This window comes from Serinicoccus sp. CNJ-927, assembly GCF_001942435.1.
Lineage (GTDB): Bacteria > Actinomycetota > Actinomycetes > Actinomycetales > Dermatophilaceae > Ornithinicoccus > Ornithinicoccus marinus.
In genome coordinates this window covers 1-21,683 of sequence record NZ_MKKF01000004.1, presented here as the reverse complement: position 1 = coordinate 21,683, position 21,683 = coordinate 1, and the positions used below count along the sequence as shown (strand labels likewise).

Sequence of the window (21,683 nt, the reverse complement as noted above, 5' to 3'; positions counted from 1 at the left end):
GTGTCTCCCGCGCCGGGCGCGGCTCCGTGCTCCTTTTTCGAGCACCGGCGCGCAGCGGCACCGGACCCCTCGACTATAGGTGCTGGCGGGGGCGGGCCGTCAGGACCGGTCGGTGTCCTCTCCACCGGAGTGGATGAAGCGCGCCGCCAGCGCCTCCGACCCGCGGGCGAGCAGCGCCACGTCGGCACCGACCAGGACGAAGGAGGCACCCTGCTCGAGGTAGGCGTCCGCCACGGCGGGGTCGAAGGCGTTGACGCCCACGGGGGTCCCCGCCGCCCGCACCGCGTCGAAGGTCCGGAGCACGGCGCCCCGCACGTCCGGGTGCGTCTGCTGCCCCAGCACGCCCATGGACGCCGCCAGGTCGCTGGGCCCGACGAAAACCCCGTCGACGCCGTCGACCGCCCCGATCTCGGCCGACGCCTCGACGGCGGCCTCGGACTCGATCTGCACGAGCAGCGAGACGTGCTCCTCGGCCTGCTGGAGGTAGCCCTCGACGCGGTTCCACCGCGCCGAGCGGCCGAGGGCCGAGCCCACGCCCCGCCTGCCGCGGGGCGGGTAGCGGACCGCCGCGACGGCGTCGGCGGCCTCCTGCGCGCTGTCGACCATGGGCACGAGGATGGTCTGCGCGCCGAGGTCGAGCACCTGCTTGAGGAGGACCGGGTCGGCGGAGGGGACGCGGACGACCGGCACGACGGGGTATGCCGCCACCGCCTGCAGCTGCGCGAGCACCGACTCCAGGCCGTTGGGGGCGTGCTCCATGTCGATGAGCAGCCAGTCCAGACCGGAGCCGGCGGCGATCTCGGCGACCAGCGGTGAGCCCGAGCTGACCCACATGCCGACCATCGGCCGGTCCTGGGAGGCCAGCACGTCGCGGAAGGTCGGCGTCAGACGAAGCGGCACGTGACGGTCCCCATCTCGCGGTAGTCGCAGTGCACGTCGTCCCCGCGGGACACCCACATCGGCCGGGTGAACGACCCGGCCAGGATGATCTCGCCGGCTTCCAGCCGGGCGCCGTGCTGGTGGAACTTGTTGGCCAGCCAGGCCACCCCGGTCGCGGGGTGCCCGAGGACACCGGCGGCCACGCCGGTCTCCTCGACCTCCCCGTTGCGGGACAGCACCCCGGGGACCCAGCGCAGGTCGATCTCGTCCGGGCGCCGGCGCTCGTCACCGAGCACCATCGCGCCGTAGGCGGCGTTGTCGCTGATGGTGTCGACGATGGTGCGGCCCTCGAGCTCGATGTGCGAGTTGAGGACCTCCAGCGCCGGGACGGCGTAGTCGATGGCGTCCAGGGCCTGCTCGAGGGTGCAGTCCGGCCCGGACAGCGGCCGAGCCAGCACGAAGGCGAGCTCGACCTCGATGCGGACATTGGAGAAGTGGTCGACCGGGATCTCGGCGCCGGAGGCGTGGACGGTGTCGTCGAACATCACGCCGTAGTCCGGCTCGGTGATCCCTGTGGCCTGCTGCATCGCCTTGGAGGTCAACCCGATCTTGCGGCCCACCAGCCGGCGACCGGCGGCGAGGATCTGGTCACGCCACACGCCCTGGATGGCGTAGGAGTCCTCGATGGTCGCCTCGGGGTACCGTGCCGTGATGCGCGGGACGACCGAGTGCGTGCGGTCCGCCTCGGCCAGCTCCTCGGCGATCGTGGCGATCTGCTCGGGTGTGAGCATCCGTGGTCCTCCCTCGTCACAGCTGGTGGCCCAGCTTGTACTCGCCCTTCTTCCAGCTGGGCATCTCCTCGTCCTCGTCCCGGCGGGTGTAGGAGAAGCCGTCGGCTCCGATGGTCACGCCCATCTCGGAGTCGTCGGTGCGCTCGCGCACCGGCTGCGGGTTGCCGTCGAGGTCGAGCACGAGGGAGGCCTCGGTGTACCAGCTCGGCACCACCGGGTTGCCCCACCAGTCCCGGCGCTGGTTGTCGTGGACGTCCCAGGTGATGACGGGGTTGTCCGGGTCACCGGTGTAGTAGTCCTGGGTGTAGATCTCCACCCGGTGCCCGTCCGGGTCGCGCAGGTAGAGGTAGAAGGCGTTGGACACCCCGTGCCGGCCCGGGCCGCGCTCGATGGCGTCCGAGCGGCGCAGCGCCCCGAGCTTGTCGCAGATCGCCAGGATGTTGTGCTTCTCGTGCGTGGAGAAGGCGACGTGGTGCATCCGCGGGCCGTCGCCGCCGGTCATCGCGGTGTCGTGGACGGTCGGCTTGCGCCGCATCCACGCGGCATACACCGTGCCCGCGTCGTCCTGGATGTCCTCGGTGACGCGGAAGCCCAGGTCCTGCATGAACTTCGTGGCCCGGGGCACGTCGGGCGTCACCTGGTTGAAGTGGTCCAGGCGGACGAGCGCGCCCGGCGTGTGCAGGTCGTAGCGCCAGGCGAGCCGCTCGACGTGCTCGACGTCGTAGAAGAACTCGTAGGGGAAGCCCAGCGGGTCGGTGACCCGGACCGAGTCGCCGATGCCCTTCGTGAAGCCCTCGGCCCGGCGCTCGACCCGGCACCCGAGCTCGGTGTAGAAGTCGACCGCCCGGTCCAGCTCCTGCGGGCTGCGCACCCGGTAGGAGAAGGCGGCCACCGCGGCCACTGGCCCCTGGCGCAGGACGAGGTTGTGGTGGATGAACTCCTCGATCGAGCGGAGGTAGACGGTGGAGTCGTCCTCCTCGGTGACGGTCAGCCCGAGCACGTCCACGTAGAAGTCGCGGGACCTGGCGAGGTCGGTGACGACGATCTCCATGTAGGCGCAGCGCAGGATGTCCGGCGGTGGCGCCGACGGGGTCGGGATGGGGTCGTCGGTCCGGATCGGCGCCTCCTGGGAGACGAAGTAGCCGGAGGAGGTGCGGACCCGGTCGGTGTTGCCGGTCTGGTCGCTGGTCATCGCTGCGCCTTCCCGAAGGTGGGGTGATGCGCCGCGCCCAGGGTGATGTGCACGGCCTGCTGGTCGGTGTAGAAGTCGATGGACCGGTAGCCGCCCTCGTGTCCCAGGCCGGAGGCCTTGACGCCGCCGAAGGGGGTGCGCAGGTCGCGCACGTTGTTGGAGTTGAGCCACACCATGCCCGCCTCCACGGACTGGGCGAAGGTGTGGGCGCGGGTGAGGTCGTTGGTCCAGATGTAGGCGGCCAGGCCGTACCTCACCCCGTTGGCCAGCTCGAGCGCCTCCTCCTCGGTGTCGAAGGGGGTGATCGCCACGACCGGGCCGAAGATCTCCTCCTGGAAGATCCGGGCGTCCGCCGGCACGTCGACGAAGACGGTCGGCGCGACGAAGTTGCCGGTCTCGAAGCCCTCGGGGCGGCCGCCACCGGCGACCAGGCGCCCCTCATCCTTGCCGATCTCGACGTAGCTCATGACCTTGTCGAAGTGCTCGGGGTGGACCAGCGCGCCGACCTCGGTGCTCTCCTCGTGCGGGTGACCGACCACCACCCGTTGCGCCTGCGCGGCATACCGCTCCACGAACTCGTCGTAGACCTCCCGCTGCACCAGGATGCGGCTGCCCGCGGTGCAGCGCTCGCCGTTGAGGGAGAAGACGCCGAAGATCGTCGCGTCGACCGCGGCCTCCAGGTCGGCGTCGGCGAAGACGACCGCGGGCGACTTGCCGCCGAGCTCCATCGACAGCCCCTTGAGGAAGGGCGCGGCGTTGGCGAAGATGAGCTGCCCGGTGCGACTCTCGCCGGTGAACGAGATGAGCGGCACGTCCGGGTGCTTGACCAGGGCGTCCCCGGCCTCCTCCCCCAGCCCGTTGACCAGGTTGAAGACGCCCTGCGGAAGGCCCGCTTCCTCGAAGATCCCGGCCCACAGCGAGGCCGACAAGGGGGTGAACTCGGCCGGCTTGAGCACCACGGTGTTGCCGGTGGCCAGCGCGGGCGCGAGCTTCCACGACTCGAGCATGAAGGGCGTGTTCCAGGGAGTGATGAGACCGGCGACGCCGATCGGCTTGCGGTTGACGTAGTTCATCTGCCGGCCGGGCACCTTGTAGGTGTCGTCGGCCTGGGCGACGACGAGGTCGGCGAAGAAGCGGAAGTTCTCCGCCGCCCGCCGCGCCTGGCCCAGCGCCTGGGTGATCGGCAGGCCGGAGTCGAAGGACTCCAGCTCGGCGAGCCGGGCGTCGCGGGACTCCACGAGGTCGGCGATCCGGTGCAGCACCCGGCTGCGCTCGCGCGGCAGCATCCCCGGCCAGGGGCCGTCGGTGAACGCCCGGCGGGCGGCGGCGACGGCTCGGTCGACGTCGGCGGCGGTGCCGGCGGCGGCGTGCAGGTAGGTCTCGTTGGAGACGGGGTCGAGCACCTCGAAGGTGCCGCCGTCGACCGAGTCGACGAGCTCGCCGTCGATGTAGTGCTGGATGCGGTCGGGCAGGTCGTCCGGCCGGTGCCGGGTCGCCCCGCTGGTGGCGGTCTCGGTCATCGCTCAGTCCTCCTGGTGGGCACGGTGCCGTCGAGGTGAAGCGAGGCGGGGGCCTCGCCCGGGTGGTCGGGGTCGGGACAGGTGTCGAGGTAGGCCTCCAGCGTGTTGCACCGGTGCCGCCGTGCGGCGGTTTCGATCTCCGCCGCCGGGGCCTGCCGTTCGATCAGCGCGAGCAGCTGCTCGTGCTCGGCGACGGACTCCTGGGCCCGGCCGGGCACGAAGCTGAAGGTGGAGTCGCGCAGGTGCCCCAGCCGGGCCCACTCGGCCGCGACGAGCTCGACGAGCCGCGGGTTGGGGCACCGGGCATACAGGGTGGCGTGGAACTCCTCGTTGAGCCGGGTGAAGACGCGCGGGTCGAAGTCCTCGAGGGTGCGGATCATCAGGGCGTTGACGTCACGCGCGGCGCGGACGTCCGTCGCGCTCAGGTGCGGCGCCGCCAGCGCGGTCGCCGCGCCCTCGAGCACCGCGAGCGCCGCCATGCTGTGGCGGTAGCCGGAGTCGTCGACCATCGAGACCCGGGCCCCGACGTTGCGCTCGAAGGTCACCAGCCCCTCCGCCTCGAGCTGGCGCAGCGCCTCGCGCACCGGCACGACGCTCATGTCGAGCTCGGTCGCGATCGAGGCGAGCACGAGACGGTAGCCCGGGGTCAGCTCCTGCCGGGCGATCCCGCCCTTGATCCACTGGTATGCCCGCTGCGACTTGCTCAGCCCGGCGGGCTCGACCTCGCTCAGCCCTGCTGCCGCCACGCGTCGTACCTCGCTCTCCACTCCGCGTTCATCGGGAAGAGGCCGTCCACCGGGTGCCCCTCGGCGACCCGCTCGGCGATCCAGGCGTCCTCGGCCTCCTTGGCGAGCGCGGCGTCGGCGACCTCCGCCGCCAGGCGGGCGGGATGACGAGCACGCCGTCGGCGTCGCCGACGAGGATGTCGCCGGGCTGGACGGTGGTGCCGCCGCAGGCGATGGTCAGGTCGACGTCCCAGGGGACGTGCTTGCGGCCGAGGACCGCCGGGTGGGCCCCGGCGCAGTAGACCGGGATTCCCACGGCGGCGACGGCGTCGTGGTCGCGGACCCCGCCGTCGGTGACGATGCCGGCCGCCCCGGCCGCGTGCGCGCGGATCGCGAGGATGTCGCCGAGCGTGCCCGAGCCGGCTTCGCCCCGGGCCTCGATGACGATGACCTCGCCCTCGCCGACGGCGTCGAAGGCGCGCTTCTGCGCGTTGTAGCCACCCCCGTGGCTGGCGAAGAGGTCTGGGCGGTGCGGGACGAAGCGCAGGGTGCGGGCCACGCCGACGAGCTTGGCGCCCGGGTGCATCGGCCGCACGCCGTCGATGGTGACGTCGTCCAGGCCCCGCTGACGCAGCTGCTGGGACAGCCCGGCGGTCGGTGCCTCCAGGAGCTTTGCGCGCAGCTCGGGGTCGAGGGTGGAGCCGGAGGTCTCCTGCCCAGCGTCGTCGGCGGGAAGCCCGGCCGCCTCCCGCGACCCCCAGGCCTCGGCGCGCTGGGTGTCGTCAACCGAGGGCAGCGACCCGAGGTCGGCGTCGAAGTCCTGCTCCCCGGCCACGACCGTGGTGACCAGGCGCCCGCTCGTCGGACTGTCCGGCGAGGAGGGCGCGTCGACCTCGACCTCGACGACGTCGCCGGGCTCGATGACCGAGGAGCCGGCCGGGGTCCCGGTGAGGATGACGTCGCCCCGCTCCAGGGTGAGGTGCTGGGCCAGGTCGGCCACGATCTGCGCCAGCGGGAAGATCAGCCCGGCCGTGGTGTCGACCTGCACCAGGTCGCCGTTGACCCAGGTCCGCACGCGCAGCGCGTCCGGGTGCACTGCGGCGGCGTCGATGAGCGAGGGGCCGACCGGGGTATACCCGTCGCGGCCCTTGGAGCGGACGTTGGATCCCTTGTCGTTGGCGCGCAGGTCGTAGACGCCAAGGTCGTTGGCGGCCGTGACCCAGCCGACGTGCGACCACGCCTCCTCCGCCGAGACGTGGTGGGCGGGGGTGCCGATGACCAGCGCGATCTCGCCCTCGAAGGCGAGCAGCTCGGTGCCGGCCGGGCGCTCGACGGTGCTGCCGGAGACGGTGACCGAGCTGGCGGGCTTGAGGAAGTAGGAGGGGTGCTCGGGCCGGCGGCCCCGCTGGTCGGCGCGCGAGCCGTAGCTCAGGTGGACGGCGATGATCTTGCCGGGGCGGCACGGGAGCCCGGCGAACCGCGGGTCGTCGTCACGGGGGTGCGCTGCGTCGGTCGTCATCGGCCCTCTCACTGTTGCAGGTGCCGGGATTGTATATGATCGGCGGCACGCGCAGGGCGGGACCAGTCTCCCGCACGGTCGACGAAGGAGTCAGCCCATGCAGTTCCACCACCACGGCTACGTCTCGGGCGACCCGCGCGTCGAGGAGGCGGCGGGCACGGGGGTGGACCGGCCCGCTGACCTGCCGCCAGAGTGCGACGTGCTCATCGTGGGCTCCGGACCGGCGGGGATGCTGCTGGCCGCGCAGCTCTCGCAGTTCCCGCAGCTGAGCACCCGGCTGGTGGAGCGCCGCGCCGGACGGCTCGAGCTGGGCCAGGCCGACGGCATCCAGCCGCGCAGCGTCGAGACCTTCCAGGCCTTCGGCTTCGCCGAACGGATCACCGCCGAGGCCTACAACATCGCCTACATGAACTTCTGGGGACCCGACCCCGACGACCCGACCCGCATCGTGCGGACCGCGCGGACCGAGGACTACGGCTTCAAGATCAGCGAGTTCCCGCACCTCATCGTCAACCAGGCGCGCGTGCTCGACTACTTCGCCGAGGCCGCCGCCCGTGGCCCCGGCCGGATCGTGCCGGACTATGGTGTCGAGTTCGTCGGGCTCACCGTCCACGACGAGGGCGAGCACCCGGTCGAGGTCACGCTGCGGCACGTCGCCGGGGAGCGCGAGGGCGAGGAGGTCACCGTCCGCGCGAAGTACGTCGCCGGGTGCGACGGCGCGCGCAGCGGGGTGCGCGAGGCGATCGGCCGCCGGCACATCGGGGAGCTGGCGCGGCACGCGTGGGGCGTCATGGACGTGCTGGTCAACACCGACTTCCCGGACTGGCGGACCAAGTGCGCGATCAATGCCGAGGCCGGCAACATCCTGCACATCCCGCGCGAGGGTGGCTACCTGTCCCGGATGTACATCGACCTCGGCGAGTCGCCCGAGGACGCCGACCGCAGCATCCGCAGGACCCCGGTCGAGGAGATCATCGCCCGGGCCAACGAGATCCTGCACCCCTACTCCCTCGACGTGCAGGAGGTCGCCTGGCACAGCGTCTACGAGGTCGGCCACCGCGTGACCGACAAGTTCGACGACGTGCCGGAGGGCGAGGAGGACAGCCGGACCCCGCGGGTCTTCCTCACCGGCGACGCCTGCCACACGCACAGCGCCAAGGCCGGCCAGGGGATGAACGTCTCGATGCAGGACGGCTTCAACCTCGGGTGGAAGCTCGGCCACGTGCTGACCGGCCTCAGCCCCGCGTCGCTGCTGACGACCTACTCGGCGGAGCGGCAGCCGGTCGCCCAGCAGCTCATCGACTTCGACCGCGAGTGGTCCTCGCTCATGGCCCGCAAGCCGGAGGACATCACCGACCCCTCCGAGCTCGCGACGTTCTACCTCGGCACCGCCGAGTTCCCCTCCGGCTTCATGACGCAGTACGCCGCCTCCGACCTGGTCGCGGACGGCGAGCACCAGGGCCTCGCCGAGGGCTTCCCGCTGGGCAAGCGCTTCAAATCCGTCGAGGTCGTGCGGGTCTGCGACGGCAACGCCGTCCACCTCGGCCACCACGCGCGGGCGGACGGCCGCTGGCGGGTGTATGCCTTCGCCGACGCCCCGGCTGCGGGTGAGCCCTCGGTGCTCGCCGAGTGGGCGGAGTGGGCCTGCTCCCCCGCGTCACCGATGAGCCGGTACACCCCGGCCGGGGACGACGCCGACGCCGTCTTCGACGTCAAGGTGGTCTACCAGCAGCCCTACGAGGACGTCGACATCACGCGGGTCCCCGAGATCTTCCGGCCGCGCAGCGGGTCGCTGGGACTCATGGACTGGGAGAAGGTCTTCGCCGCCGCGCCCAGCGCGTGGACCGACGTCGACATCTTCGAGGAGCGCTCGCTGTCCCGTGACGGGGTCGTCGTCGTGGTCCGCCCCGACCAGTACGTCTCGGCGATCCTCCCGCTCACCGCGCACGACGAGCTCGCGGCCTACTTCGACGGGCTGATGCTCGAGCAGGGCTGACGCCCGTCAGCAGCGCACGACGACGTCTCAGCAGCAGAAGGCGCGCAGCTCCTCCAGGGAACGTAGCCGCACCGGATCGCTGCCGAGACCGACGACGACCGCGATCTCCGGCTCGACGCCGCTGTCGGACCGGGCCGCGGCCCACTGCTCCAGCTGACCCGTCCCCACGCCTGACATCGCCGTCGCCACGTCCTGGTCGGTGGCGTTGTCCACGTGGCAGGTCAGTTCCTCCCAGTCCAAGACGCACCGGACCCAACCGGTGCCCTCGCCCTGCTCCAGCTCCGTGGCGAGGGCATACCACCAGTCCACGACCTCCGGGGTGAGGGCGACGCGCGCGGTCAGCTCCGAACGGTGATCCTCGATGGTGAGGTCCGCCGACCCGCCGAGGGGCACCGGCCCCAGCCCCGCGCTGAGCTCGCCCCGCTCGGCGTCGCCCAGGTCTGGGGCGAGCGCGGCCCTCGCGTCGTGGTCCCATCCCTTGCCCAGGCTGGTCGTCCTCGCCTCGCTCTCGACCACCCCAGGAAGCGCCTCGAGCGCCGCCTCGGTCTCGGCGCGCTGACGCTCGGCGGCGTCGCTGGCCTCACCGAGATCGAGGAAGACGCCCACGACGAACCCGACGACAGCAGCGATCCCGGTCACCACGACGATGCCGCAGAGGGCCAGCACGACGCGCAGGACGTCGGCGACCCGGTCCGCTGCGTGCGTGCCCCGCTCGACCGACCCCATACGCGCAACTCTAGGCGGACGTGCGCCCGCTCAGGCTCGCCCGACCGTGAAGGGCCTGCCGGGGCGGGCCTTCGACGGTCGGCCGCTCACTCCTCGTAGGCCGCCGGCCCGCTGAAGATGCGCCGGATGCGCTCGCCGTCGAGCACGCGGGTGAGCCCCTCGGCGCGGGAGTAGAACTCCTCCTCGTCGCGCACCCGGTCGCCATACCCCCACGACTCGCCCGCGTCCTGGGTCGCGTCCTGGAAACGAACCGCTCGGGGTCCTGCGTGTCGTCGTGGCTGTCCCAGAGGTCCGTCGTCGGCACCCGGTGGCTGTAGCCCGAGGCGTCGATGACGGGCCTGTTCCGGTCGATCCCCTTCGTCGCCCAGTACATCGCGAAGGGCCGCTTCCACAACCCGTCCCTCGCCACGGTCTCCCACGACCTGGAGGCCCTGACCGGCTCCGTGCGCGACCTGCTCATCGACCGCATCCACGGCTCCACCGCACCGCCGGCGCCACCCCGAGGTCCCGTGGCGACTGACGGTGCGCGAGTCCATCAGCGGGCCGCCGGGCACTCAACCCTCGGCGAGGTAGCGACGCCAGGCGGACGTCGCCAGGCCCCCGGCGAGGACGAGCACGGTGAGCCCTACCCAGGACACCTCGGCCCAGGCGAGCCGGTCGAGCAGACCGCCGAAGGCGAGGAAGGCGGCCACGAGGACCATGGCGGATCGCGCCCAGGCGATCCGCCGAGCCGCCGCCCTCCGGTCCCTCGGGAAGCTCGCGGCGTAGCCGTCCGCAGCACCGAAGTCCTCCTCCAGCGAGCGACCGGACTCCACGGTGTGCGCCCTGGCCTCCCGGACGATGTCGCGGACCTGGGCCTCGCGCAGGTCCAGCCGGAACCGGAGTGCCCCGGCAAGGTCCCGCTCCCACTCCTCGTCATCCCTCACGCGGGCGGGCCTGGGGCGGGGGCGTCGATCCTGGCTCTGCAGGACCCGCTCGAGGAGCGCTGCGACGCCGAAGTGTGCAGCCGACAGGGCCGCGAGCCAGAAGACGCTCCCGGTGGCGACCACCTCACCCCTGGTGCCCCAGACGAGCCAGGTGAGCAGCCCCACGCCGACGGCGGCGAGCACCAGCCCGATCGTGACCGCGATCGTCCAGGAGTGCCGTCGCAGCACCCGCTCCCAGGTGGCGAGGGCCAGGATGACCCCGAACCCGCTCGCCACCGGCAAGAGGAGCAGACCGGCCGTGTAGTCCGTGGTCAGCCCGTCTCGCGCCCACCAGACGGCGAGGATGAGCAGGCTGAGGATCCCGGCCACGACCGATCCCACGACAGGCACGTCCCGCCATTCCGTGTCCGCGACGGAGTCCACCACGCGCTGACCTCGTGCCACCCGTTCCTCGATGCGGTCCTGGGCCCACTCCTGCGCCGGGCCGTAGAGGTCCTCGGCCGGCTCACCGCTCTCGCGGACCAGCTCCAGCGCGCCCCAGAGCTCGCGCTCCAGCACGTCCAGGCGCACGCCCTGGGTGACCGACAGCGCCAGGACCCTCGAGGCCCACGTCTCGTCCTCCGCCTGCGCCCGGGCATCCCGGTATGCCTGCAGGACGTCCGAGGTCGAGGCCGTCGCCGACCCGTCTCGCTCCCCCATCACCCTCACCTCTCGTCGTCCGTGTCCAGGGTGTCCGTGAGCTCACGCCAGGCGGCGAGCCCCTCGTCGAGCCGCACCCGACCCTCGACGGTCAGGCGGTAGTCCTTCCGGCCCGGCCCGGCCGCACCCTCTACCCACGTCGCCTCGATCGCCCCGGACTCCTGGAGCCGGGCGAGCGCCGGGTAGAGAGAGCCCCCGCGCAACCGCCCGAAGCCCCGCTCCTGCAGGACTTGGGCCACGGCATATCCATGGACGGGGCCGGGGGCCAGACTGCCCAGGATCGCCAGCTCCAGCGCAGCCCGGACCCACGGGGCCGGCCACCTGGGCTCGTCGTTCATGTATCTAAGTACAGCACGTACTTAGATACGAAGCAAGATCCGCCCTGTCAGCAGGCCAGCTCCGCGCACACCTTGCGCCAGGTCGGCCTTGCCCTCGACGCCGATGCCGCGCAGCTCGGAAGGTGCGCTCGCGCACCTCGAGGATCCTCACACGCCCGTCCCGCCACGCAGCTGCTCGCGCACGGCGTCCGCCACCTCGGTCGTGGTCGCCGAACCCCCGAGGTCGGGCGTGCGTATGCCCACGGCCAGGCTGGCCTCCACCGCGGCCACGACCTCGGCCGCCGCCTGCGGGTGGCCCAGGTGGTCGAGCATCATCGACGCCGCCCAGATCTGACCGAGCGGGTTGGCGATCCCCTGACCGGCGATGTCCGGGGCCGACCCGTGCACCGGCTCGAACATCGAGGGGTGCTCGCCCTCGGGGTTGAGGTTGGCCGACGGTGCGATGCCGATGCTGCCGATGATCGCGGCGCCGAGGTCGGTGAGGATGTCGCCGAAGAGGTTGGAGGCGACGACGACGTCGAAGCGGCCGGGGTCGAGCACGAAGAGCGCCGAGAGCGCGTCGATGTGGTAGTCCCGCACCTCCACGCCCGGGAAGTCCTCGGCGCAGGCGTGGACCACCTCGTCCCAGAACGGCATCGTGTGCACGATCCCGTTGGACTTGGTCGCCGAGGCCAGCGAGCCGGACCGGTCGGCCGCGAGCTGCAGGGCATACCGGGCGGCCCGCTCGACGCCGCGCCGGGTGAAGACCGACTCCTGGACGGCCACCTCGTCAGGGGTGCCGCGATACATGCGCCCGCCGACCTCGGAGTACTCCCCCTCGTTGTTCTCCCGGACGACGAGGAAGTCGATGTCGGCGCCCTCCGGCAGCCGCAACGGGCACTCGATCCCTGGCATGAGCCGGACCGGCCGCAGGTTGATGTACTGCTTGAAGGCGCGCCGGATCGGGATGAGCAGTCCCCAGAGCGAGACGTGGTCCGGCACCCCGGGGAAACCGACCGCCCCGAGCAGGATCTGGTCGACCTCGGCCAGTTGGTCCAGGCCGTCCTCGGGCATCATCCGCCCCGTCCGGGTGTAGTGCTCGCAGCTCCAGTCGTGGTGCTGCCAGGTGAAGGCCAGCCCGTGCCGCTCGCCGACGGTCTCCAGGATCTCCAGCGTCGGCTCCATCACCTCCGTGCCGATCCCGTCGCCGGGGATGACGGCGACCCTGACCTGCTGTGCGGACTCCTCGACGGTCGGACTCATGGCACCAGCCTAGGGGCGACCCCCTCCATCGACTCCCGGAAGTAAAGGCCCCGTCAAGGTCTGTCCAAGATCCCGTCAAGTTCCTGGTGATCGCCTGAGGCCGGGTCTACCGTCGAGAGCACCGCATCCACGTTCATCGTCGAACCAACGGGGGTTTGTCACATGCGAAGTCACGCGGTCTCCACACGTCGACTGCTGCGAGGCTGGGCTGCTGCCCTGATCGCGCTGGTCATGACGGTCACGCTGCTGCCGGGGACGGTCCAGGCCGATCCCGACGACGTCGACATCAGCGACAACATGTCGCTGCTCGACAACACGCCCAAGCGCTCGCCGCTGGACAACGGCTTCAACTCCGACATCGCCTTCTGGGGCGACTACGCCTTCCAGGGCAACTACGACGGCTTCACGATCTGGGACATCTCGCGCCCGCGGAACCCGCAGATCGTCAGCCAGGTGCTCTGCCCCGGTGGCCAGGGCGACATCTCGGTCACCAACGACGGCTCGCTGCTGTTCTTCTCGGTGGACTACGCCCGCACCAGCACCTCGTGCACCAGCGAGCCCACCAACAGCGGCGACCCCGAGGGCTGGGAGGGCGTGCGGATCTTCGACATCAGCAACCTGCGCAACCCGGACTACGTCGGCGCGGTCGCGACCGAGTGCGGCTCGCACACCCATACCTATGTCCCCGACCCGGAGGGTGAGAGCGCCTACCTCTACGTCTCCTCCTACGGCCCCAACGACGCCTTCCCCAACTGCCAGCCGCCGCACGACAGCATCTCCATCGTCGACGTGCCGCTGGACGACCCGGGCTCGGCCTCGGTCATCGCCGAGCCGGTGCTCTTCCCCGGCGGCGGTGCCCCCGGCACGAGCGGGTGCCACGACATCACCGTGGCCCCGGAGCGTGAGCTCGCGGCCGGCGCCTGCATGGGCAACGGCATCCTCATGGACATCTCCGACCCGGTGCAGCCGCGGGTGATCGAGCGGGTGCGCGACGCCAACTTCGCGTTCTGGCACTCGGCCACCTTCAACAACTACGGCACCAAGGTCGTCTTCACCGACGAGCTCGGTGGCGGTGGCGCGGCCACCTGCAACGAGGAGGTCGGGCCCAACCGCGGCGCCAACGCGATCTTCGACATCGCCGGGGCCGGCAGCTCGCGCGAGCTGGTCTTCCGCAGCTACTACAAGATCCCGCGGAACCAGACCGACAACGAGAACTGCGTGGCCCACAACGGCTCGCTCGTCCCGATCAACGGCGGCGACATGATGGTGCAGGCGTGGTACCAGGGTGGTGTCTCGGTCTTCGACTTCACCAACTCCTCGGAGCCGGAGGAGATCGGCTACTTCGACCGGGGCGCGCTGTCCGACGAGTTCCTCACCGTCGGTGGCTCCTGGTCGGCGTACTACTACAACGGCCACATCTACTCCAGCGACATCGAGCAGGGCCTGGACGTGCTGCGGATCCGCGGCACGCGTGGCGACCGCCGGGTCACCTTCGACGTGCTCAACGCGCAGACGCAGTACCAGTACGCCGAGGGTCGTCAGCGCGGGCGCCTGCCGTCGATGACCGCCGCTGGCGACACCGAGGAGGCCCCGGTCGTCGTGCCCGGTATGCCGGGTGAGTCGGCCACGTCGATGTCGGCCGCCGGTGCCGAGCGCCTCGCCAGCACGGACCGCTCGCTCGGCCTCGCCGAGACCAACGAGGCCAACGACGCGGACCAGATGTTCATGCACATGATGGCCCCGCACCACCACCAGGCCGTCCTCATGAGCCGCATGGCCCCGAGCCGGGCCGAGAACCCGCAGGTCAAGGCGCTGGCGGCGAGGATCCTGGTCGAGCAGGGTCTGGAGATCGACGCGATGCAGGGCTGGCAGGCCCGCAACGACCTGCCGGTCACCAACGAGAAGAAGGCCTACCGCCAGATACTGGGCGACCCGGAGATGGTCGAGCAGATGGGCATGGCGACCCGGCAGGAGATGCGCGCGCTGCGCAACGCTGACGGGGCCGAGTTCGACGCGATGTTCCTCGACCTGATGATCCCGCACCACGAGGGCGCGGTGGACATGGCGGTCGACGTGAGCCTCGAGGGCACGGACTTCTTCGTCCAGCAGTTCGCCTCCGACCTCCTGGTCACCCAGGAGGCGCAGATCTGGGAGATGGAGCAGCTGCGGCAGGCCGTCTGACCCGCCTCACCGCCGGCACCCGGTGCGCCCGTCCCCACGGGCGTGCCGGGTGCCGTCGCGTGCGTCCCGCGAACGGTCAGGTCCGGTCGTCGTCCTCGCCGGAAGCCCCGTCCCGGTCCAGCGCGGACAGCTCGTCCAGCGCCTCCTGCCACCGCGCGCGCCGCGCCTCGTCGTCCTGCTCCCACCACGGTGTGCCGCGCTCCCCCAGCCCGTGCTTGGCCAGGTCGACGCGGCGACGGGCCGGCGCGGGGTCCTCACCGCGGCGCCGGTATGCCCGTACCGCCGAGCGGCCCCGCCCCAGGTGCGACAGCAGCTCGGCTGCGACCTCTTCCGGCAGGTGAGGGTCCTGCCGCCGCCAGCGGCGGCCGTCGACGACCAACCAGCGCTCGTCGTCGACAGGATCTGTCCCGCCGTGGCCGGGCGTCGTCTCGTCGCTCACGCGGCCCGCAGGTCCTCGTCCCCCAGCTTGCGGACCTCGAGCGTGAACCCCTGCGCGCGCAGCGCCGCCACGAGGTCGTCCCCGAGCGCGACCGCCGGGGTGAGCACACCGCCGGACCGCCCCTGCTCGCCGCGGGTGGCGAGCAGCACGAGGGCGGCCTGCCCGAGCTCGACGGAGGTCGCGGCATACCCCGGGTCGCCCTGCGCGGCGACGGTTGCCGCCCACCGGCGACCGTCCTGCGTCGTGGTGATCGTCTCGGTGCGGAAGGAGCCGGCCTCGCGGGTCTCCCGGCTCGGTCCCTCGCCCGGCGAGGGCAGCGCGCGGTCGACCAGGGAGCGCAGACCGGGCACCATCATCGAGCCGGCGAGCGCGCCGAGGCCGCCGGCGACCAGCCGGGCACGCACCGCGCCACGCCAGCCGCGGCCGGTGCCGATGACCTCGCGGTAGCGGAAGGCGGGCCCGTAGGCGCCGTCCCGGAGCGCGTCCGAGCGGCGCACCACGCGGGTGTTGTAGGACGCCATGACGAAGGGCGCCGTCCACCTGCCGCTGTCCTGCTCGACGAACGGCCGCATGACGTCGCGCTGCCCAGGAGCCCCGCTGCGGCCGCCGCTCAGCGCGAAGGGGTCGGCCACGACGCGGCGCAGGTGAGGCTCGTCGGCCATCTGCCGCAGCTGGCCGCGCATCGAGTCGACGGTGCCGCCGCTGAAGCCGCCCTTGGCCTCCCGCACCCACATGGTGGTGTCGGTGAGGCCACCGGCACCGGCCTCCTGCGCGGCGCGGTGGAGCAGGTGGACGCCGAGGTCGGAGGGCACCGAGTCGAAGCCGCAGGAGACGACGATCCGGGCACCGCTGCGCCGGGCGACCTCGTGCGCCTGCTCGATCGCCTCACGGACGAAGAGGACCTCGCCGGTGAGATCGGCGTAGTCGGTGCCCGCCTCGGCGCACGCGAGCACCAGCGGCAGCCCGTGCCGCTGGTAGGGCCCGACCGTGCTCACGACGACCCTGGACCGCTGCGCCATGGCGCGGAGGCTGTCGCCGTCCGAGGAGTCCGCGACGACGAGCGGCCACTCCGCCGCCCGCTCGCCGAGCCGGTCGCGCACCGCCCGCAGCCTGGGCTCGGACCGGCCCGCCAGGGCGATCACCGTGCCCTCCGGAGCGGCCTGCGCCAGGTGCTCGGCCACGAGCTCGCCGACGAAGCCCGTCGCGCCGTAGACCGTGATGTCGAGGTCGCGGCTCACCGGTCGTCCTGGGACACGGCGTCGTCGTCGGGGTCGTCCGCCACGCTGACGTCCGGCTCGGCGCGCCGGTGCCGTCGCAACACCTGCTCGGCGTCGCGCCACGTCTCCTCGAGCCCGCGCTCGTCGTGGTCCGGGAGGAAGGCGTCCTCGACCGCACCTGCCCCGGCAGCCTCGGCGTCGCCGGAGACGTAGAGGCCGGCCGGGCGCGTCTGCCCGTCCACCTCGTGCGGCCACGGCAGGTAGATCACCGTGACCTCGTCCCCCTCCAGCTCCATCCTGCGGGTCTCCGGCCGCCGTCCCACGGGCAGGCGGACGACCTGGGCATACTCCACACCCTCGTCCTCTGGCTCGTCCATGCCACGAGTCTGTCACCGCCACGCACCGGGCCACCACCGCACCCGGCACCCGGCGGGCTCAGGCCTGCTGGAGGGCCTCGGCCAGGGCGGGCAGATCCTCCACCGTGAGGTCCGGCGCGGCGAGGTGGCCGGGGTAGCGTCCGCCGGACCGTGCCACCCACGCCGTGCCGAGCCCCGCCCGGTGCGCCCCGTGGAGGTCCCACGGGTGCACGGCGACGAGGACGGCGCGGTCGGCGGGCACGCCGCAGACGTCCAGCGCGTGCTGGTATGCCTCGGGCGCCGGCTTCCAGCGCCCGGCGTCCTCGACGCTGAGCAGCCGCTCGACGAGATCGAGCGCGCCGGCCCGCCCGAGCAGACCCTCGGCCACGGCGGTCGAGCCGTTGCTCAGGGTGACCATCCGGAGCCCGCCCGCGCGCAGCGACCGCAGGCCGGGCACGACGTCCGGGTGGAGCCCGAGGTCGGCGAAGCCGGCCATGACGTGCTCCACCCCGGCCGGCACGTCGTCCACCGAGCCCGCCAGCAGACTGCCGAGGAGCTCGCGCCCGATCCGGGCGAAGTCCGGGTTGTCGCCGGTGACGGTGAGCGCGAAGCCGTCCCGCAGCAGCGAGGCGAACCAGGTCGCCGCCTCCTCGGGAGGCACGCCGAGATCGGCGAAGCGGTCGCGCAGCGGCGACAGGTCCGACAGCGTCTCGTTGACGTCCAGGACGACCAGCTCGGGTCGGTGCAGGGCCACGGGCATACCTCGCTCGTCGGGAAGGGGTGCGCCCGCACGCTACCGCCCGCCGTGCCACGCTGGGAGTCCCCGACCCGCCCAGGAGGCTCCCCGTGGACGCACCGCGCTACGACTCGCTCACCGCCCTGCTCGTCAACTGCTCACTCAGCCCGCAGGAGGAGCAGTCGCACACCGGCCGGCTGCTCGACGTGGTGGACCACCTCATGTCCGGTGCCGGGGTGAGCGTGGACCGCCTCCACGCGGTGAGCCACGACATCGCCCCGGGGGTGCAGCCGGACATGCGCGAGCACGGGATCGCCACCGACGACTGGCCCTCCCTGTGGCCGCGGGTCGAGGCGGCCGACATCGTCGTGCTCGGCACCCCGCTGTGGCTCGGCGAGGAGTCGTCGGTGTGCCGGCGGGTCATCGAGCGGCTCTACGCCATGTCGGGGCTGCTCAACGACGCCGGGCAGTCGATCTACTACGGCAAGGTCGGCGGCGCGGTCATCACCGGCAACGAGGACGGCGTCAAGCACACCTCGATGTCGCTGCTGTTCTCGCTGCAGCACCTGGGGATGGTCATCCCGCCGCAGGCGGACTGCGGGTGGCTGGGCGAGATCGGGCCGGGGCCGTCCTACGCCGACCCGCGCGAGGACGCGGACCCGGTGGGTTTCGACAACGACTTCACCCGCCGCAACGCCACGATCATGAGCTGGAACCTCATGCACACCGCGCACCTGCTGCGGGAGGCGGGCGGGCTGCCGACCTACGGCAACGACCGCAACGCCCTCGGCGACGGCGAGCTCTTCGGGTATGCCGCGCCCCGGCCGGTCGCGGGCCAGGGCTGAGCGGCCGTCAGCCTCCGGCGGGCTCCTGCGGCACCCGCAGCGTCCAGCCCTGGTCGAGCAGCCGCCAGGAGCGCCGCGTCACCCCGTCCTGCTCGACCTCGCCGTGGGTGTTGACGCGGAAGGCGTCCTGGGGCGCGTCCGCCTCGACCACGACCTCCCGGCCGGAGACGAGGGTGACGTCCTCGCCCATGACGACGACGTCGTCCTCGGAGCTGCCCGCGGCGGAGTTCGACAGCCGGAGCACCCGCCGGTCCTGCGACACCTCGCGCCCGACGCCCTCCCCGCCCCCGAGGCCCCCTCGCCGGTCATGCCCGCGCCCCCAGCCGGGCGGTGAGCACCGCGTGCGCCGCGCTCACCCCGGTGCTCAGCGTCGGCTCCAGCTCCGGCGCGAAGAAGGGCGAGTGGTTGGTCACGGTGGGCTCCTCCCCCTCGACCGCCTCCCGGGTGAGGCCGCCGAAGAACCAGTAGACGCCGGGCACGTCGATCGCGTCCGGCAGCGCCCCGAAGTCCTCGCTGCCCATCACCGCCGGGATCTCGCTGACGTGCCCCTCGCCGAGCGTGCCGCGCAGCACCTCTAGCACGCGCCCGGCCTCGTCCACGTCGTTGTGCAGGAGCGGGAAGGTGCAGATCTCGGTGATCTCCGGCTCGGGTGCCTCCGAGGCCATGGCCTCGGCCATGATGACCCGGCGCAGGGCGCCGAGCAGGTGGTCGCGGACGTCGGCGTCGAGGTTGCGCATGTTGATGGTGAACTCGGCGGTGGCGGGGATGATGTTCTCCTTCATCCCCGCGTGGATGGTCGCGATGGTGATGACCGCGGCCTTCTGCGCCGGGACCTCGCGGCTCGTGAGGCTCTGGATGCGCACGATCATGTGCGCGGCGAGGACGACCGGGTCGATCGTCGACTCCGGCTGCGAGCCGTGGCCGCCGCGGCCCTTGACCACGACCTTCCAGGAGTCGGAGTAGGTCATCGCCGGTCCGGGGGTGAGGTCGACGGTGCCGGTGACGCCGGGCCACACGTGCTGGCCGTAGACCACCTCGGGCCGGTCGGCGCGGTCCCAGAGCCCGTCGGCCAGCATCGCCGCCGCGCCCTGGGCGGTCTCCTCCCCCGGCTGGAAGAGGAAGACGACCGTGCCCGACCACCCGTCGCGGTCCTGCGCCAGCAGCGTCGCGGCCCCCACCGCCGCGGTGACATGCATGTCGTGGCCGCAAGCGTGCATCACCGGGACGGCGCTGCCGTCGGGCAGGGTGCCGCGAGCGGTGGAGGCGTAGTCCAGCCCGGTGTCCTCCTCGACCGGCAGCGCGTCGGTGTCGGCACGGAAGGCCACGACGGGACCGTCGCCGTTGCGCAGCGTCGCGACCACGCCGGTGCCGCCGCACCGGAAGACCTCGTAGCCCAGCTCACCCATCCGCTCCTCGACCAGGGTCGCGGTCGCCTCCTCCTGCATGGACAGCTCGGGGTGGGCGTGCAGGTGGCGGTAGAGGTCGTGCAGCGACGCGCGCAGGTCGGGGTGGTCGTCCAGGATCGTCGTCGGCTCAGGCATACGGTGAGGGTATGCCGACCACCCACGCGGCCGCTGTCCGGAACCTTGTCGCCGCCCGGCTGGACGACGTGCTGGCGGACCTCGACCTGCTGGTCTCGCTGGAGACCCCGAGCCAGCGCCGGGACCTGCTGCGGGCGGCGCTGCCGCAGATCGAGGCATACCTCGTCGGGCGGTTGGGCGAGCCGGCGCGGAGGGTGCAGCACGACGGCGGTGAGTTCGGCGACGTGCTCGACCTCACCTGGACGGGGTCCGGGGCGGCGGGCGAGGTGCTGTCGCTCGCGCACTACGACACGGTGTGGCCCGAGGGGACGCTCGCCGGGTGGCCGCTGCGCCGCGACGGCGACGTGCTGACCGGGCCCGGCGTGCTGGACATGAAGCTCGGGATCGTGCAGACGGTCTGGGCGCTGCTGGCGCTGCTCGAGCTGGGCGTGCCGCACCCGGACCTCCGGTTGATGCTCACGGCGGACGAGGAGATCGGCTCGCGCGCCGGGCGACCGCACCTCGAGGCGGCGGCCCGCGAGGCGCTGGTCACGCTCGTGACCGAGCCCAGCGCCGACGGGGCGGTGAAGACGCGTCGCAAGGGGATGGTCTTCGCGGACCTCGTCGTCAACGGCGTGGAGGCGCACGCGGGGCTGGACCCGGACACCGGAGCCAGCGCGGTGTACGAGCTCGCGACCCTCGTGCCCGAGGTGGTCGCGCTCGCGGAGTCGGGGCGCGGGACCACCGTCAACGTGGGCACCTTCACCGGCGGCACCGGCCGCAACGTCGTCGCCGGGCACGCCACCTGCGCGGTCGACGTGCGGATCCAGGAGCCGGCCGAGGAGGACCGCGTCGTGGCGGCCCTGGAGGCGCTGCGCCCGCACGACCCGCGGTGCCGCCTCGAGGTCGCGATCGACCGCAACCGGCCGCCGATGAACCCGGGGGAGCACACGGCGCGGCTCGTCGGTCTCGCCCGGGTCGCGGGTGCTGACCTGGGTGTCGAGGTCGGTGAGGTGGCGGACGGCGGTGCCAGCGACGCCAACTTCATCGCCGCGCTCGGGCTGCCGGTCCTCGACGGGCTCGGCGGGATCGGCGCCGGACCGCACGCCCGGCACGAGCACGTGCTGGTGAGCGGTGTGCCGCGGCAGACGGCGCTGCTGGCGGGGATCATCGAGCAGTTGGCGGGGTAGTGAGGGTCGGCGCGTCGCGACCCACGCGCGGCGTGCTCTCGACGAGCCCGCCAGGGTATGCCCGGCCGTGTGCACGGAGGGTTACTACGGCTCGTCACGTGGCCTGGAATCGCGCTGGACGCTGTCGTGTGAGAGGTCAGATCTCGGCCGCGAGGGCGCTGCCGCTGATGCTCACCTGAGCTCTGTGGCCCCCCGGTGGGAGCCGACCGGAGTCCTGGGACATGGCTGTCGACGGCGCCCGTCGCGCCCGCCCCTCGACACGACTGTCACCGACGTCGTGGCACACACGGCTCTTCGCTCATACGGGAGACGATGTCCCGGCCCCTCACCCGCAACACACGTCCTGATGCAGGACTGTCAACGAAGTCGTGATGCAGATGTGTCACTGAAGTCCTGGCACGTGGCGAAACTGCCGCCAGATCTGCCATCTCCCAAGACATCGGTGACAGTTCTGCGTCAGGACATCGGTGACAGTTTGGGGACACCTGGTGGTGACACTTCTGATCGACCTGGTGCGGAGGGAGGGGTTGCTGGACTGGGCCTGTCGGCGGCGCTTGAAAAGTAGACAGTAGCGGCGCTCGAAAAGTGGACACTCCGCCAACGATTGGAGTGTGATCACCATGGAGGACTGGGCGCTGATCAGGAG

At 72.2% G+C, this 21,683-nt stretch carries 19 protein-coding genes and 1 pseudogene; 4 read left to right on the top strand and 16 right to left on the bottom strand.

The window, feature by feature from the left end; translation table 11 throughout:
• Positions 1–99: 99 nt before the first annotated feature.
• The 6 genes and pseudogenes from BJF86_RS01665 to BJF86_RS01640 form a co-directional block, all read right to left on the bottom strand.
• Positions 100–900, bottom strand: coding sequence for an HpcH/HpaI aldolase family protein (locus tag BJF86_RS01665; RefSeq protein ID WP_075816707.1), 801 nt, complete (start codon positions 898–900; stop codon positions 100–102).
• Positions 885–1,670, bottom strand: a complete 786-nt coding sequence (locus BJF86_RS01660; RefSeq protein ID WP_075816706.1) for a 2-keto-4-pentenoate hydratase — start codon at positions 1,668–1,670, stop codon at positions 885–887. The genes BJF86_RS01665 and BJF86_RS01660 overlap by 16 nt, the downstream gene beginning before the upstream one ends.
• Positions 1,671–1,686: 16 nt before the next feature.
• Positions 1,687–2,862 (bottom strand): 3,4-dihydroxyphenylacetate 2,3-dioxygenase, encoded by a 1,176-nt coding sequence (hpaD, locus tag BJF86_RS01655; RefSeq protein WP_075816705.1) that lies wholly within the window; start codon positions 2,860–2,862, stop codon positions 1,687–1,689.
• Positions 2,859–4,382, bottom strand: a complete 1,524-nt coding sequence (hpaE, locus tag BJF86_RS01650; RefSeq protein ID WP_075816704.1) for a 5-carboxymethyl-2-hydroxymuconate semialdehyde dehydrogenase — start codon at positions 4,380–4,382, stop codon at positions 2,859–2,861. Before hpaE ends, hpaD begins: the two co-directional genes overlap by 4 nt.
• Positions 4,379–5,113, bottom strand: coding sequence for a GntR family transcriptional regulator (locus BJF86_RS01645; protein WP_075816754.1), 735 nt, complete (start codon positions 5,111–5,113; stop codon positions 4,379–4,381). The genes hpaE and BJF86_RS01645 overlap by 4 nt, the downstream gene beginning before the upstream one ends.
• Positions 5,110–6,626 (bottom strand): annotated as a pseudogene (locus BJF86_RS01640) (fumarylacetoacetate hydrolase family protein). The gene BJF86_RS01645 and the pseudogene BJF86_RS01640 overlap by 4 nt, the downstream one beginning before the upstream one ends.
• A gap of 97 nt (positions 6,627–6,723) precedes the next feature.
• Between BJF86_RS01640 and BJF86_RS01635 the strand changes: the two are divergent.
• Positions 6,724–8,622: an FAD-binding monooxygenase gene (locus BJF86_RS01635; protein WP_075816703.1), complete on the top strand. Its 1,899-nt coding sequence runs from the start codon at positions 6,724–6,726 to the stop codon at positions 8,620–8,622.
• A gap of 27 nt (positions 8,623–8,649) precedes the next feature.
• On the opposite strand, the gene BJF86_RS01630 is transcribed toward BJF86_RS01635, so the two are convergent.
• The 4 genes from BJF86_RS01630 to BJF86_RS01615 all read right to left on the bottom strand — a co-directional run bounded on the left by BJF86_RS01630 (position 8,650) and on the right by BJF86_RS01615 (position 12,553).
• On the bottom strand, positions 8,650–9,348 hold the full coding sequence (locus tag BJF86_RS01630) for a hypothetical protein (protein WP_075816702.1): 699 nt from the start codon (positions 9,346–9,348) through the stop codon (positions 8,650–8,652).
• A gap of 554 nt (positions 9,349–9,902) precedes the next feature.
• Entirely contained in the window at positions 9,903–10,973 is a 1,071-nt protein-coding gene (locus BJF86_RS01625) for a hypothetical protein (protein ID WP_143553628.1), read from the bottom strand.
• 5 nt (positions 10,974–10,978) lie between these two features.
• Positions 10,979–11,311 carry a PadR family transcriptional regulator gene (locus BJF86_RS01620; RefSeq protein WP_075813670.1) on the bottom strand — a complete coding sequence of 111 codons (333 nt, stop codon included), beginning with the start codon at positions 11,309–11,311 and terminating at the stop codon, positions 10,979–10,981.
• A gap of 147 nt (positions 11,312–11,458) precedes the next feature.
• Positions 11,459–12,553, bottom strand: coding sequence for a tartrate dehydrogenase (locus BJF86_RS01615; protein WP_075816700.1), 1,095 nt, complete (start codon positions 12,551–12,553; stop codon positions 11,459–11,461).
• 231 nt (positions 12,554–12,784) lie between these two features.
• Here BJF86_RS01615 and BJF86_RS01610 point away from each other — a divergent pair, with 231 nt between their 5' ends.
• Positions 12,785–14,734: a DUF305 domain-containing protein gene (locus tag BJF86_RS01610; RefSeq protein WP_075816699.1), complete on the top strand. Its 1,950-nt coding sequence runs from the start codon at positions 12,785–12,787 to the stop codon at positions 14,732–14,734.
• A 76-nt stretch (positions 14,735–14,810) separates the two neighbouring features.
• Here the strand turns inward: BJF86_RS01610 and BJF86_RS01605 are convergent, their stop codons facing one another.
• The 4 genes from BJF86_RS01605 to BJF86_RS01590 are packed head-to-tail and all read right to left on the bottom strand — an operon-like array spanning position 14,811 to position 17,506.
• On the bottom strand, positions 14,811–15,173 hold the full coding sequence (locus BJF86_RS01605; protein WP_075813664.1) for a 2-polyprenylphenol hydroxylase: 363 nt from the start codon (positions 15,171–15,173) through the stop codon (positions 14,811–14,813).
• Positions 15,170–16,411 carry a saccharopine dehydrogenase family protein gene (locus BJF86_RS01600; protein ID WP_075816698.1) on the bottom strand — a complete coding sequence of 414 codons (1,242 nt, stop codon included), beginning with the start codon at positions 16,409–16,411 and terminating at the stop codon, positions 15,170–15,172. The genes BJF86_RS01605 and BJF86_RS01600 overlap by 4 nt, the downstream gene beginning before the upstream one ends.
• Entirely contained in the window at positions 16,408–16,767 is a 360-nt protein-coding gene (locus BJF86_RS01595) for a hypothetical protein (protein ID WP_075816697.1), read from the bottom strand. The genes BJF86_RS01600 and BJF86_RS01595 overlap by 4 nt, the downstream gene beginning before the upstream one ends.
• A gap of 58 nt (positions 16,768–16,825) precedes the next feature.
• Positions 16,826–17,506 (bottom strand): haloacid dehalogenase type II, encoded by a 681-nt coding sequence (locus tag BJF86_RS01590; RefSeq protein ID WP_075816696.1) that lies wholly within the window; start codon positions 17,504–17,506, stop codon positions 16,826–16,828.
• An 86-nt stretch (positions 17,507–17,592) separates the two neighbouring features.
• On the opposite strand from BJF86_RS01590, the gene BJF86_RS01585 reads away from it, so the two are divergent.
• Positions 17,593–18,327, top strand: coding sequence for a flavodoxin family protein (locus tag BJF86_RS01585; protein WP_083652637.1), 735 nt, complete (start codon positions 17,593–17,595; stop codon positions 18,325–18,327).
• Positions 18,328–18,334: 7 nt separating this feature from the next.
• Here BJF86_RS01585 and BJF86_RS01580 read toward each other — a convergent pair whose 3' ends face one another.
• Both BJF86_RS01580 and BJF86_RS01575 read right to left on the bottom strand, forming a co-directional pair.
• Positions 18,335–18,571, bottom strand: a complete 237-nt coding sequence (locus BJF86_RS01580) for a hypothetical protein (protein WP_143553627.1) — start codon at positions 18,569–18,571, stop codon at positions 18,335–18,337.
• Between the two features lie 61 nt (positions 18,572–18,632).
• A complete protein-coding gene (locus tag BJF86_RS01575) occupies positions 18,633–19,868 on the bottom strand; it encodes an amidohydrolase (RefSeq protein WP_022924700.1) in 1,236 nt (411 codons plus the stop codon).
• 11 nt (positions 19,869–19,879) lie between these two features.
• Here BJF86_RS01575 and BJF86_RS01570 point away from each other — a divergent pair, with 11 nt between their 5' ends.
• A complete protein-coding gene (locus tag BJF86_RS01570; RefSeq protein ID WP_075816694.1) occupies positions 19,880–21,037 on the top strand; it encodes a M20/M25/M40 family metallo-hydrolase in 1,158 nt (385 codons plus the stop codon).
• The last annotated feature ends 646 nt before the right edge of the window (positions 21,038–21,683 follow it).